12 protein-coding genes are annotated in these 12,267 nt (G+C 63.9%); 7 read left to right on the forward strand and 5 right to left on the reverse strand.

Annotation, left to right across the window (positions count from 1 at the left end; all coding sequences use genetic code 11):
• Positions 1-10: 10 nt before the first annotated feature.
• The 3 genes from arsH to NN662_RS11725 are packed head-to-tail and all read right to left on the reverse strand — an operon-like array spanning position 11 to position 1,510.
• Positions 11-733 carry an arsenical resistance protein ArsH gene (gene arsH, locus NN662_RS11715; protein ID WP_261930429.1) on the reverse strand — a complete coding sequence of 241 codons (723 nt, stop codon included), beginning with the start codon at positions 731-733 and terminating at the stop codon, positions 11-13.
• Positions 726-1,154, reverse strand: a complete 429-nt coding sequence (gene arsC / locus NN662_RS11720; protein WP_261930430.1) for an arsenate reductase (glutaredoxin) — start codon at positions 1,152-1,154, stop codon at positions 726-728. The genes arsH and arsC overlap by 8 nt, the downstream gene beginning before the upstream one ends.
• The gene (locus tag NN662_RS11725) at positions 1,148-1,510 is read right to left on the reverse strand and encodes an ArsR/SmtB family transcription factor (protein WP_410010926.1); all 363 of its coding nucleotides are present in this window, start codon (positions 1,508-1,510) and stop codon (positions 1,148-1,150) included. The genes arsC and NN662_RS11725 overlap by 7 nt, the downstream gene beginning before the upstream one ends.
• 152 nt (positions 1,511-1,662) lie before the next feature.
• Here NN662_RS11725 and NN662_RS11730 point away from each other — a divergent pair, with 152 nt between their 5' ends.
• Positions 1,663-2,160: an acyl-CoA thioesterase gene (locus tag NN662_RS11730; protein WP_261930431.1), complete on the forward strand. Its 498-nt coding sequence runs from the start codon at positions 1,663-1,665 to the stop codon at positions 2,158-2,160.
• Between the two features lie 87 nt (positions 2,161-2,247).
• Entirely contained in the window at positions 2,248-3,171 is a 924-nt protein-coding gene (locus NN662_RS11735) for an AEC family transporter (protein ID WP_261930432.1), read from the forward strand.
• Between the two features lie 7 nt (positions 3,172-3,178).
• On the opposite strand, the gene NN662_RS11740 is transcribed toward NN662_RS11735, so the two are convergent.
• Positions 3,179-4,828: an acyl-CoA dehydrogenase family protein gene (locus NN662_RS11740; RefSeq protein ID WP_261930433.1), complete on the reverse strand. Its 1,650-nt coding sequence runs from the start codon at positions 4,826-4,828 to the stop codon at positions 3,179-3,181.
• A gap of 148 nt (positions 4,829-4,976) precedes the next feature.
• Between NN662_RS11740 and NN662_RS11745 the strand changes: the two genes are divergently transcribed.
• Genes NN662_RS11745 through dprA form a run of 4 tightly spaced genes read left to right on the forward strand, consistent with a single transcriptional unit; the run spans position 4,977 to position 9,001 of the window.
• Complete coding sequence (locus NN662_RS11745; RefSeq protein ID WP_261930434.1) at positions 4,977-5,918, forward strand: aspartate carbamoyltransferase catalytic subunit; 942 nt, start codon at positions 4,977-4,979, stop codon at positions 5,916-5,918.
• Entirely contained in the window at positions 5,915-7,204 is a 1,290-nt protein-coding gene (locus NN662_RS11750) for a dihydroorotase (RefSeq protein WP_261930435.1), read from the forward strand. The genes NN662_RS11745 and NN662_RS11750 overlap by 4 nt, the downstream gene beginning before the upstream one ends.
• A gap of 38 nt (positions 7,205-7,242) precedes the next feature.
• Positions 7,243-7,842, forward strand: a complete 600-nt coding sequence (plsY, locus tag NN662_RS11755; RefSeq protein ID WP_261930436.1) for a glycerol-3-phosphate 1-O-acyltransferase PlsY — start codon at positions 7,243-7,245, stop codon at positions 7,840-7,842.
• A 4-nt stretch (positions 7,843-7,846) separates the two neighbouring features.
• Positions 7,847-9,001, forward strand: a complete 1,155-nt coding sequence (gene dprA / locus NN662_RS11760) for a DNA-processing protein DprA (RefSeq protein ID WP_261930437.1) — start codon at positions 7,847-7,849, stop codon at positions 8,999-9,001.
• A gap of 15 nt (positions 9,002-9,016) precedes the next feature.
• Here dprA and NN662_RS11765 read toward each other — a convergent pair whose 3' ends face one another.
• Positions 9,017-9,241, reverse strand: coding sequence for a hypothetical protein (locus NN662_RS11765; protein WP_261930438.1), 225 nt, complete (start codon positions 9,239-9,241; stop codon positions 9,017-9,019).
• A 358-nt stretch (positions 9,242-9,599) separates the two neighbouring features.
• On the opposite strand from NN662_RS11765, the gene topA reads away from it, so the two are divergent.
• Positions 9,600-12,239, forward strand: coding sequence for a type I DNA topoisomerase (gene topA / locus NN662_RS11770; protein ID WP_261931950.1), 2,640 nt, complete (start codon positions 9,600-9,602; stop codon positions 12,237-12,239).
• Positions 12,240-12,267: the final 28 nt, after the last annotated feature.

Here is a 12,267-nt window from a genome sequence, read left to right on the forward strand (position 1 = left end):
CTTATCCGGCTCACGTCGCCGTCTTCAGGTTTACGCGGGCCATCAGCTCCTCTGCGGTTTCCTTGCGTTCGCTGTAGCGGTCGGTGAGATAGGCGGAGGCGTCGCGGGTCAGGAGGGTGAATTTGACCAGTTCCTCGCAGACGTCGATGACGCGGTCGTAATAGGCGGATGGCTTCATGCGGCCGTCTTCGCCGAATTCCTGCCAGGCCTTGGCGACGGAGGACTGGTTGGGGATGGTAATCATCCGCATCCAGCGCCCGAGAACGCGCAACTGGTTCACGGCGTTGAAGGATTGCGAGCCGCCGGAGACCTGCATGACGGCAAGAGTCTTCCCCTGCGTCGGGCGGACCGCACCGAGCGAGAGCGGAATCCAGTCGATCTGCGCCTTCATGATGCCGGTCATGGCGCCATGGCGCTCGGGGCTCACCCACACCTGCCCTTCCGACCATGCCGAAAGGTCGCGCAGTTCCTTGACCTTGGGATGCGTTGCCGGCTCGCCGTCGGGCAATGGCAGACCGGCGGGATCGAAGATGCGCACCTCGCAGCCGAAGTGTTCCAGCAGACGCCCGGCCTCCTGCGCCAGCAGGCGGCTGTAGGAGACCGGCCTCAGCGAGCCGTAAAGAATGAGGATGCGCGGCTTGTGCGGGGAAAAGGCCGGGCGAAGGACGGCAAGATCGGGCTTGCGCAGATGGTCCGGATTGGCGGCCGGCAGATCGAACGGCGTGTCAGACAATGCGCTTGCCCTCGCTGTCGAGGACCTGCTCGCCGTCCTCCTTTGCAAACGCGCCCTTGTGCGTCTCCGGCAGAATGTCGAGGACGACTTCCGAGGGGCGCGCCAGCCGCGTGCCCATGGGGGTGACCACGAAGGGACGGTTGATGAGGATTGGATGGGCGAGCATCGCATCGAGAAGCGCATCGTCGCCGAGATCCGGATTGTCGAGACCCAGCTCGAGGTAGGGCGTGCCCTTCTCGCGGATCGCCTCGCGCACCGTCAGGCCGGCATCGGCGATCATCTTCACCAACGCATCACGCGACGGCGGCGTCTTCAAATATTCGACGACGGTCGGCTCGATGCCGGCATTGCGGATCATCGCCAGCGTGTTGCGCGAAGTCCCGCAAGCGGGGTTATGGTAGATCGTCACGTCCATCAGCATGTCCTCTCTTTCGTTTTTCCGGCAGGCGCGCAGGCGAGCGCCTGGACAACGGGGCCGCAAATCTCCGGCTGGCCGGCGCAGCAGTTTTCCGTCAGGAACAGAAGAAGGCCCGAGAGCGCCGCATAATCGGCCGCGTAGATGATCGAGCGCGACTCACGCCTGGCGACGATGAGCCCGGCGTGCTCCAGCTCCTTCAGATGAAACGACACATTGGAGGGCGAGACGGCGACCTTTTCGGCGATGGCCCCAGCCGCCAGCCCTTCCGCGCCGGCCACCACCAGCATGCGGACGATCCTCAGCCGGGTTTCCTGCGAAAGCGCCGAGAAGGCCAGCAGCGCATTTTGCTCCGATATCATTTCAACAATCCTTGAAACATTGAAATGACTCATACTGCGCGCAGTCTGACTGCGCAAGTCCAAATTGCAGGCTTGCAACGAGGCCGCTTGCCCTTCCCTTCGCCGGCTGTCAAAACATCCCAAACACGTCGCCACACAAGGACCAGCGCCAGATGAACCACCACGCCCATGATCCCAGCCAGCTCGAAATGGTCGTCCTGATGACGCCGGACATGGCGAATTTTTCCGGCAAGGTGCATGGCGGCGCGCTTCTGAACCTCCTCGACCGGGTGGCCTATTCCTGCGCCTCGCGCTTTTCCAAGCAATATGCCGTCACGCTTTCCGTCGACCAGGTGGTGTTCCGCCAGCCGATCCATGTCGGCGAGCTGGTGACCTTCCGCGCCTCCGTCAATCATGCCGGCCGGACATCGATGGAGATCGGCATCCGGGTCGAAGCAGAAAACATCCGCACCGGAACGCGCCGGCACACCAATTCCTGCTATTTCACGATGGTCGCGGTCGATGAACACGGCCGGCCGACGAGCGTTCCGGAACTCTGTCTCGATACGGATGCCAAGAAGCGGCGCAACACGGCGGCCGAGGCCCGGCGCGAGCTCAGGCGCGAATTCGAAACGCGGCTGCATGAGGTCAAGGAAGCGGCCGACGTCTGATCCGGCTCCGGCAGAGGGCCAGATCTTGCATTGCACAAGAGGGCGGCGGGCGGTATCACTGCGCCACCCCGCCCCGGAGCCCTCCTCATGCTGCTGATTTTCGAAAGCGTTCTGCCGATCTTTCTGCTTGTGCTGTTCGGCATCGCTCTCCGGCGCGCGCCGTTCATCGACCAGAACCTCTGGACCGGGCTTGAGCAGCTGGGCTTCTATGTCCTCTTTCCCTCGCTCCTGTTCATCACGCTGGCGCGGACGGATTTCGCCGCCATTCCCACCGGCGTCATCACCGTCGTCACGCTGTCGGCCGTGCTGATCACCTGCGCCCTGACCTGGCTCAGCTGGCCGCTGTTCAAGCGGATCGGCGTTCCCGCCTCGTCGTTCACCACCATCTTCCAGACGACAACGCGTTGGAACGGTTTCGTGGCGCTGGCGGTTGCCGACAAGCTGGTCGGACAGGCGGGCCTGACGATCATCGCTCTGGTGATGGCGGTCATCATCGTGCCGATCAACATCATCAACGTCGTGATGCTGGAGTGGTTTTCCGGCCGGCCGCGCAATCACAAGGCGCTGATGATCCGCATTGTCACCAATCCGCTCATCCTCTCATCGCTCGCCGGCGTCGTCGTCAGCCTCAGCGGGATTTCGATCTACGAGCCGCTGATGACGGCGATCGATCTCGTCTCGCGCTCGGCACTCAGCCTCGGCCTGATCATGGTCGGCGCCGGCCTGGTGATTGCCGATGCGCTTAGGCCAAGCCGGCTGGTGGTGATCCCGGTGATCCTGAAGCTCTTCGCCTTCCCGGCTCTGATGGTCGGCATCGGCATGCTCGCCGGCGTTAAGGGCATGGAACTCTCCATGCTCGCGCTTGCCGCCAGCGTGCCGACGGCGATGAACGGTTATCTGCTGGCCAAGAAAATGGGCGGCGACGCGCAGCTCTACTCCGCCGTCGCAACCGTGCAGACGGCGGTCTCCTTCATTTCCATCCCGCTGATCCTGCTGATGGTCGGCGGCTGAGCCGCCGTCAGCTCGCGGCCGGATACAGGATGTCGACGAAATAGCGGGCGTCGAAGCGGGCGTCGAGCATGCCGTAGGTGGTGCGCCAGCCGCCGGCGAGACGCGTTTCCAGGAAGGCGTCGGCAATCTTGCCCGCGCCGATCCGGTAGAGTTCTGCAGCCGCACCTGCAAGCGCCAGCTGTTCGACCAGCATGCGGGCCGCGCCCTCGTCCCGCTGGCAGAGCGCGATTGCCGCGCGAAGGACCTGCACGGTCTTCGGACCGGACGGGCCGAGATCGCGCGACAGGGTGGCAAACACCTGCTCGAACAGGCCCTCGCCCTTTTCCAGCACACGCAGCACATCGAGCGCCATCACGTTACCGGAGCCTTCCCAGATCGCATTGACCGGAGCCTCGCGGTAATGGCGGGCGATATTGCGTTCCTCAATGTAGCCGGAGCCGCCGATGCACTCCATCGCCTCGTAGATCAGCGACGGCGCGATCTTGCAGACCCAGTATTTGGCGACCGGGGTCATGACGCGGGCGTAAGCGGATTCTTCCGGATTGTCGCGGGCGCGGTCGAAGGCGTCGGCGACGCGGAAGGAGAGCGCGGTGGCGGCCGCGACATCGAGCGCCATGTCGGCGAGCACGCGGGTCATCAGCGGCTGGGAAACCAGTTCCTTGCCGAACACCTTGCGGCCACGGCAATGATGGACGGCCTCGGCCAGCGAGGCGCGCATGATGGCGGCCGAGGCCAGCGCGCAGTCCAGCCGGGTCAGCGTCACCATGTCGAGAATGGTGCGGATGCCGCCGTCCGGCGTGCCGAGCAGATATCCGAACGTATCGGTGAACTCGACCTCGGAGGACGCATTCGAACGGTTGCCGATCTTGTCCTTCAGGCGCTGGAACTGCAGGCCGTTCGTCGAGCCGTCTTCGAGAAGACGCGGCACGAGGAAGCAGCCGAGCCCCTGCCCGGTCTGCGCCAGCATGACGAAGGCGTCGCTCATCGGCGCCGACATGAACCACTTGTGGCCGGAGAGACGGTAGATGCCCTCGCTGACCTTTTCCGCGCGGCTCGTATTGGCGCGCACATCCGTGCCGCCCTGCTTTTCCGTCATGCCCATGCCGATGGTGACGGCGGACTTCTGCTTGGCCGGCTTGTTCGCGGAGTCATATTTGCGCGACAGGATCTTCGGGCCCCATTCGCGCTGCACCTGCGGGTTGGACATCATCGCGGCGACCGAAGCGCTGGTCATGGTCAGCGGGCAGAGATGGCCGCATTCGAGCTGCGCCGTCAGATAGAAGCGGATGGCGCGCACCTTGTGGGCCATGCCCTTGGCGTCCGGATCGGCGGACGAATCCCAGATCGACGAATGCAGGCCGGCCGACATCGAACGGCGCATCAGCGCGTGCCAGGCCGGATGGAACTCAACGACGTCCAGACGCTCGCCACGCGGGCCGTGGGTTCTCAGCTGCGGCGTCCCCTGGTTGGCCATGCGGGCCAGCTCCTGGGCTTCCGGCGAGGTCACATATCGACCAAGCGCCTCGAAGTCCTCGCGCAGCGACCGGTGCATTGAAGAGGTGAGATCGAGAAGCAGCGGATCGGACCGGTAGGCGTTGATGCCGGACCAGGGTTTGGGCTGGTTCAGTTCCAGGAGTTTTTCTTCGGTCCGGTTCATTGGCTTCTTTTCACTGTTCGTTTTGTCCGGCTTCTATCCGGATTCGTTTCAAATTGCATGGGGATCGTCGACATTGATCCCGAAAGGCTGCTTGCGGCGGGACCCCGCAGTCATTATAGACCGCCTGACCAAGCAAGGAGGACGTTTTATGGTCTTCTTCCCCCATCGCCATCTCCTCGGCATCAAGGGCCTTTCCCCGCTCGATATCGAACTGCTTCTCGACAAGGCCGACGAGGCCGTCCAGATCAGCCGGCAGCGGGAGAAAAAGACCTCTACCCTCCGCGGCCTGACGCAGATCAACCTCTTCTTCGAGGCGTCCACCCGCACTCAAGCCTCTTTCGAACTGGCAGGCAAGCGCCTTGGTGCCGACGTCATGAACATGTCGGTCGGAAATTCGTCGGTGAAAAAGGGCGAAACGCTGATCGACACCGCGATGACGCTGAACGCCATGCACCCCGACGTGCTGGTGCTGCGCCACTCCTCGGCCGGTGCCGCCGCCCTTCTGGCGCAGAAGGTCTCCTGCTCCGTGGTCAATGCCGGCGACGGCCAGCACGAGCATCCGACCCAGGCGCTGCTCGACGCGCTGACGATCCGTCGTGCCAAGGGCAAGCTCTCGCGCATCATCGTGGCAATCTGCGGTGACGTGCTGCATTCGCGCGTCGCCCGCTCCAATATCATCCTTCTGAATCTGATGGGCGCCCGCGTGCGCGTCGTCGCCCCGGCCACATTGCTTCCGGCCGGCATGGCGGACATGGGCGTCGAGGTCTTCCACGACATGCGGGAAGGCCTGAAGGACGCCGACGTCGTCATGATGCTGCGCCTGCAACGCGAGCGCATGGCGGGCTCATTCGTGCCCTCGGTGCGCGAATACTTCCACTTCTACGGCCTCGATGCCGAAAAGCTGAAAGCGGCCAAAGACGACGCGCTGGTCATGCATCCGGGTCCGATGAACCGCGGCGTCGAAATCGCCTCCGAGATCGCCGACGGTCCGCAGAGCGTCATCGAAGCCCAGGTCGAAATGGGGGTCGCGGTGCGCATGGCGGTCATGGAAACCCTTCTTCTCTCTCAAAACCAGGGGCCGCGCGCATGACTTCCGCCCTCGTCCTCAAGAATGTCCGCATCATCGACCCCTCCCGCAATCTTGATGAGACCGGGACCATCATCGTCAAGGACGGCAAGATCGTTGCCGCCGGCGCCGATGCACAAAACCAGGGCACGCCGGATGGCGCCGAGGTGCACGACTGCGGCGGCCTGATCGCCGCCCCCGGCCTCGTCGACGCCCGCGTCTATGTCGGCCAGCCCGGCGCCGAACACCGCGAGACGATCGCGTCCGCCTCGAAAGCCGCTGCCGCCGGCGGCGTCACCAGCTTCATCATGATGCCGGACACCGATCCGGTGATCGACGACATCGCGCTTGTCGAATTCATCAAGAAGACCGCCCGCGACGAAGCGATCGTCAACATCCATCCCGCTGCCGCGCTGACCAAGCATCTCGACGGCACGGAAATGACCGAGATCGGCATGCTGAAGGAAGCCGGCGCGGTCGCCTTCACCAATGGCCGGCGCGCGATGCCGGACGCGCAGGTGCTGCGCCGCGCCATGACCTATGCGCGCGAGCATGGCGCGGTCATCGCGCTCGAGACCCGCGACACCTATCTCGGCGCCAACGGCGTTATGAACGAGGGGCTTCTCGCAAGCTGGCTCGGTCTTTCCGGCATCCCGAAGGAAGCGGAGATCATTCCGCTCGAACGTGATCTGCGTCTGGCAAAGCTGACGCGTTCCGCCTATCACGCGGCAAAGATCTCGGTGCCGGAGTCGGCGGACGCGATCCGGGTCGCCCGGTCGCGCGGCGCCAACGTCTCCTGCGGCATCTCGATCAACCACCTGTCGCTCAACGAGAACGACATCGGCGAGTACCGCACCTTCTTCAAGCTGTCGCCGCCGCTTCGCACCGAGGAAGACCGGATGGCCATGGTCGCCGCTCTCGCCGACGGCACGATCGATCTCATCTGCTCGTCTCACGATCCGCAGGACGTCGACACCAAGCGGCTGCCGTTCTCTGACGCTGCCGACGGCGCCGTCGGCCTGGAAACCATGCTGTCGGCGGCACTTCGCCTGCATCATTCCGGTCAGGTCGGGCTCTCGCGTCTGATTTCGGCCATGTCGACGCGACCGGCGGAAATCTTCGGCCTCGACGCCGGCACCTTGAAGCCCGGCGCGAATGCGGACATCATCCTGATCGATGTCGACGAGCCCTGGCTGGTTTTCAAGGAGCAGTTGCAGTCGCGCTCGAAGAACACGCCGTTCGAGGACGCGCGCTTCAGCGGCCGCGCCGTCGCAACTTACGTGAAGGGCCGCAAGGTCTTCGAAGTCTAGGCAAACTTGAGGAGGAGCCCGCCTTGGATACCGCATCAATGTCCCCTGGACTTCTGGCGCTCGCCGCCGCGCTGATCGGCGGCTACCTGCTCGGCTCGATCCCCTTCGGTCTCATCCTGACGAAGATGGCCGGCCTCGGCGATGTGCGCAGCATCGGCTCCGGCAATATCGGCGCCACCAATGTGCTGCGCACCGGCAACAAGAAGCTCGCTGCGCTGACCCTGCTGCTCGATGCCTTCAAGGGCACGGCTGCCGTCCTGATGGCGTCCGAGCTTTTCGGCCTGCACGGCGCGCTTGCAGCGGGCGTCGGTGCCTTCCTCGGCCATCTGTTCCCGGTCTGGCTCGGCTTCAAGGGCGGCAAGGGTGTCGCGACCTATATCGGCATCCTGCTCGGCCTCGCGCCGGTCATGGTGCTTGTGTTTGCCGTCGTCTGGATCTCGATCGCCTACCTCAGCCGTTACTCGTCCCTGTCCGCCTTGGTTGCAACGCTTGTCATTCCGGTTGCATTGTGGATTACTGGGCAACCGGAAATCTCGCTCGTCATGGCCGTGCTGACGCTGATCAGTTGGTGGAAGCACAAGGCGAACATCGAACGGCTCATTTCCGGCACCGAGGGGAAAATCGGACAGAAGGGCTAGGTCCATGGAAGAGGTGAGTGCAAGACGCAAGGGCATCGCACTCACCGACAGACAACGGATCTGCTGGCTGCGACTGATCCGCTCCGACAATGTCGGACCCGCCACCTTCCGCGATCTCATCAATCATTTCGGCACCGCCGAGGCGGCGCTCGCCGCCCTGCCCGAACTCTCATCAAGAGGCGGGTCGACCAGACCAATGCGGGTGGCAAGCGTCGGCGAGGCCGAACGGGAACTGGACGCGCTTTCCCGTTTCGGTGGCCGCTTCGTTGGCATCGGCGAACCGGAATATCCGCCATCCCTCAGGCACATCGACGCCGCGCCACCGCTTCTCGCCGTCAAGGGCGACGCCACCACCCTGACCCGACCCGCCGTCGGCATCGTCGGTTCGCGCAACGCCTCGATCAGCGGCGCGAAGTTCGCCGCCCTGATCGCCGGCGAATGCGGGCGCGCCGGATATGCGATCGTCTCCGGGCTTGCCCGCGGCATCGATACGGCGGCCCACCGCGCCAGCCTTGCGACCGGAACGATCGCCGCCATGGCCGGCGGCATCGACCAGACCTACCCGCCAGAAAACCAGCCGCTGCTGGACGCCATCTGCGACGGCGGCGGCGTGGCGATCACCGAAATGCCCTTCGGCTGGGAACCGCGGGCGCGCGATTTTCCGCGGCGCAACCGGCTGATTGCCGGCGTAGCCCTCGGCCTGACGGTGATCGAAGCCGCGAGCCGCTCCGGATCCCTGATCACCGCCCGGCTCGCCGCCGAGTTCGGCCGGCTGGTGTTTGCCGTTCCCGGCTCGCCGCTCGATCCGCGTTGCGAAGGCACCAACGGACTTTTGAAGAACGGCGCCATCGTCACCACGTCGGCCGAGGATATCCTGGAGGCGCTGGCGCCGATGTCTGACATCGACCTCTTTTCCCCGCCGACGGTCAGCGAGCCCTACGGCGACGACGACGAGCGGCCGATTGCGCCGCCACCCGATGACAGCGACCGCTCGCGTCTCGTCAATGCGCTCAGCCCAACACCCGTCGAAATCGACGACGTCATCCGCCATACCGGGCTACCGGCGTCGGCGGTCTATCTCATCTTGCTGGAACTGGATCTCGCCGGGCGCCTGCAGCGGCATGCGGGCGGCATGGTTTCGCTGATCGATGTCGGCTGAACGCCGCCTTCTCCGTCAGCGGCCATTGAAGACGATCGAACGCGGCCGGTGACCGGACAGGACATCGCCCGCCTCCTCATAGGCCATCTCGATCAGATAGCAGAGCATGTCGGCCCCCTGCTCGTCCGCGACGCGGCGCAATTCGCCGAGCATCTGGCGAACATAGACGATCCCGTCCGTCTCAGGATCGCCCGGCTTCGCACTTCCTGGGAGCTTCGCGGTCTTGCGCGTTTCCTGCATGGCAAGAGAGCCTTCTCGGGTCCGTGTCTTTCTGCTTGCATGATCATAAATTGTTTATCTAAAATTGCAACCGTAACGTATTCGTCCATAGGTTGTATTTCCGTGTATTCGCCGGAATTTGAAGGTTTGCTCTTGACCGAAACGAAATCACTGTCCATTTCGAGAGGCCGAAATGCGGGAAAATACGCGAAATTCAGCCTGCCAAACCGGCGGGCATCCTTCAAATGCCGAGGGGCCTCCTTCAAAAGAAGGTGTGGGACTGCGTGTGGAGACGATCCGGCACGATTGACATGTCGCATCCGAATGCGGTCGTTTTCACCAGACATGCCGGAACGAGAACGGATACCAGAGTAGTATGATGAATGTTGTAGTGGTGGAGTCGCCTGCCAAGGCCAAAACGATCAACAAGTATCTCGGGCCGGGCTACAAGGTGCTCGCCTCGTTCGGACATGTGCGCGACCTTCCGGCCAAGGACGGCTCGGTGCTGCCGGACCAGGACTTCGAAATGCTGTGGGAGGTCGACAAGGATTCTGCCAAGCGCGTCAAGGACATCGCCGATGCGATGAAGTCCTCCGACAGCCTGTTTCTGGCGACCGACCCGGATCGCGAAGGCGAGGCCATTTCCTGGCACGTGCTGGACCTGCTCAACAAGCGCAAGGTGATCGGCAAGAAACCGGTCAAGCGCGTCGTCTTCAACGCGATCACCAAGAAGGCGGTGCTCGACGCGATGGACAATCCGCGCGACATCGACGTCTCGCTGGTCGACGCCTATCTCGCCCGCCGTGCGCTCGACTATCTCGTCGGCTTCAACCTGTCGCCGGTTTTGTGGCGCAAGCTGCCCGGCGCCCGCTCGGCCGGCCGTGTGCAGTCGGTTGCGCTGCGCCTTGTCTGCGATCGCGAATCGGAAATCGAACGCTTCGTCGCCGAAGAGTACTGGAACCTCTCGGCCGATCTGAAGACGCCGCGCGGCGAAGAATTCCAGGCACGCCTCGTCTCTGCCGACGGAAAGCGGCTCAACCGCAACTCCGTCACCAACGGCGAACAGGCGGGCTCGCTGAAGGCGCTCCTCGACAGCGCCAGCTTTTCGGCAGACACGGTCGAGGCGAAGCCCGTCAAGCGCAACCCGTCGCCGCCCTTTACCACCTCGACGCTGCAGCAGGCCGCCTCCTCCAAGCTCGGCTTTTCCGCCTCGCGCACCATGCAGGTGGCGCAGAAGCTTTATGAAGGCATAGACATCGGCGGCGAGACCGTCGGCCTTATCACCTACATGCGTACCGACGGCGTGCAGATGGCGCCGGAAGCGATCGACGCCTCGCGTCGGGCGATCGCCGACCAGTTCGGCGAACGCTACCTGCCGGAAAAGGCACGCTTCTACTCCACTAAGGCGAAGAACGCCCAGGAAGCGCACGAAGCCATCCGTCCGACCGACTTCAACCGCTCGCCCGACAAGGTCCGCCGGCATCTCGACGGCGACCAGCTGAGGCTCTACGACCTGATCTGGAAGCGCGGCATCGCCAGCCAGATGGCGTCCGCCGAAATCGAGCGCACGACGGTGGAAATCTCCGCCAAGGGCGCCGATGGACGCGTTGCCGGCCTGCGGGCCACCGGTTCTGTCATCCGCTTCGACGGTTTCATCGCCGCCTATACCGACCAGAAGGAAGATGGCGAACAGTCGGACGACGGTGACGAGGATGGCCGTCTGCCGGAGATCAACGCCGGCGAAAAGCTCGCCAAGGAAAAGATCAACTCGACGCAGCACTTCACCGAGCCGCCGCCGCGCTATTCGGAAGCCTCGCTGATCAAGAAGATGGAAGAGCTCGGCATCGGCCGTCCGTCGACCTACGCCGCGACGCTCGCGACGCTGCGCGACCGCGACTATGTGACGATCGACAAGCGCAAGCTGATCCCGCAGGCCAAGGGTCGGCTGGTGACGGCGTTCCTGGAGAATTTCTTCAAGCGATATGTCGAGTACGATTTCACCGCCGATCTTGAGGAAAAGCTCGACCAGGTGTCGGCCGGCGATCTCAACTGGAAGGACGTGCTGCGCAATTTCTGGAACGACTTCTTCGCCCAGATCGAGGACACCAAGGAACTGCGCGTCACCGACGTTCTGGACGCGCTTAACGAGGCACTGGCGCCGCTGGTCTTCCCGAAGCGCGAAGACGGCAGCGATCCGCGCGTCTGCCAGGTCTGCGGCACCGGCCAGCTGTCACTGAAGCTCGGCAAGTACGGCGCTTTCGTCGGCTGCTCCAATTATCCGGACTGCAACTACACCCGACAGCTGTCGACCGAAGGCGGTTCCGAGGCGGAAGCCCTCGGCAACGAGCCGAAGGCGCTCGGCAAGGATCCGCTGACCGACGAGGAAATCACGCTGCGTTCCGGCCGCTTCGGACCCTACGTCCAACGCGGCGACGGCAAGGAGGCCAAGCGCTCCTCGCTGCCCAAGGGCTGGAAGGTCGAGGACATCGATCACGAGAAGGCGCTGGCGCTGCTCAACCTGCCGCGCGACGTCGGCAAGCATCCGGAATCCGGCAAGATGATTTCCGCCGGTCTCGGCCGCTACGGACCGTTCGTGCTGCATGACGGCACCTATGCCAATCTCGAAAGCATCGAGGATGTCTTCTCCATCGGTCTCAACCGGGCCGTCACCGTCATTGCCGAAAAGCAGGCCAATGGCGGCAAGCGCGGCGGGCGGACGGCAGCAGCGGCTCTGAAAGCGCTCGGCGACCATCCGGACGGGGGCGCAATCACCGTGCGTGACGGCCGCTATGGCCCCTATGTCAACTGGGGCAAGGTCAACGCGACCCTGCCCAAGGGCAAGGATCCGCAGACGGTGACCGTCGAGGAAGCGCTCGCTCTGATCGCCGAGAAGGCCGGCAAGGGTGGCGGCGGCAAGAAGGCTCCGGCCAAGAAACCGGCAGCCGCCAAGAAGACAACCGCTGCGGCGAAGAAGAAGCCGGCAGCGAAGAAACCGGCCGCAAAGGCCAAGAAGAGCTAAGACCGTGAGCAAGAAACCCCGCGCCGAC

The sequence above is a fragment of the Rhizobium sp. NRK18 genome, assembly GCF_024385575.1.
Classification (GTDB): Bacteria; Pseudomonadota; Alphaproteobacteria; order Rhizobiales; family Rhizobiaceae; genus JANFMV01.

Coding starts and splice junctions, on each gene's coding strand:
- NN662_RS11740 (WP_261930433.1), bottom strand. CDS start 4,828: ATGAACCGGACCGAAGAAAAACTCCTGGAACTGAACCAGCCCAAACCC.
- NN662_RS11730 (WP_261930431.1), top strand. CDS start 1,663: ATGAACCACCACGCCCATGATCCCAGCCAGCTCGAAATGGTCGTCCTG.
- NN662_RS11750 (WP_261930435.1), top strand. CDS start 5,915: ATGACTTCCGCCCTCGTCCTCAAGAATGTCCGCATCATCGACCCCTCC.
- NN662_RS11735 (WP_261930432.1), top strand. CDS start 2,248: ATGCTGCTGATTTTCGAAAGCGTTCTGCCGATCTTTCTGCTTGTGCTG.
- arsC (WP_261930430.1), bottom strand. CDS start 1,154: ATGCTGATGGACGTGACGATCTACCATAACCCCGCTTGCGGGACTTCG.
- NN662_RS11725 (WP_410010926.1), bottom strand. CDS start 1,510: ATGATATCGGAGCAAAATGCGCTGCTGGCCTTCTCGGCGCTTTCGCAG.
- topA (WP_261931950.1), top strand. CDS start 9,600: ATGAATGTTGTAGTGGTGGAGTCGCCTGCCAAGGCCAAAACGATCAAC.
- NN662_RS11765 (WP_261930438.1), bottom strand. CDS start 9,241: ATGCAGGAAACGCGCAAGACCGCGAAGCTCCCAGGAAGTGCGAAGCCG.
- NN662_RS11745 (WP_261930434.1), top strand. CDS start 4,977: ATGGTCTTCTTCCCCCATCGCCATCTCCTCGGCATCAAGGGCCTTTCC.
- plsY (WP_261930436.1), top strand. CDS start 7,243: ATGTCCCCTGGACTTCTGGCGCTCGCCGCCGCGCTGATCGGCGGCTAC.
- dprA (WP_261930437.1), top strand. CDS start 7,847: ATGGAAGAGGTGAGTGCAAGACGCAAGGGCATCGCACTCACCGACAGA.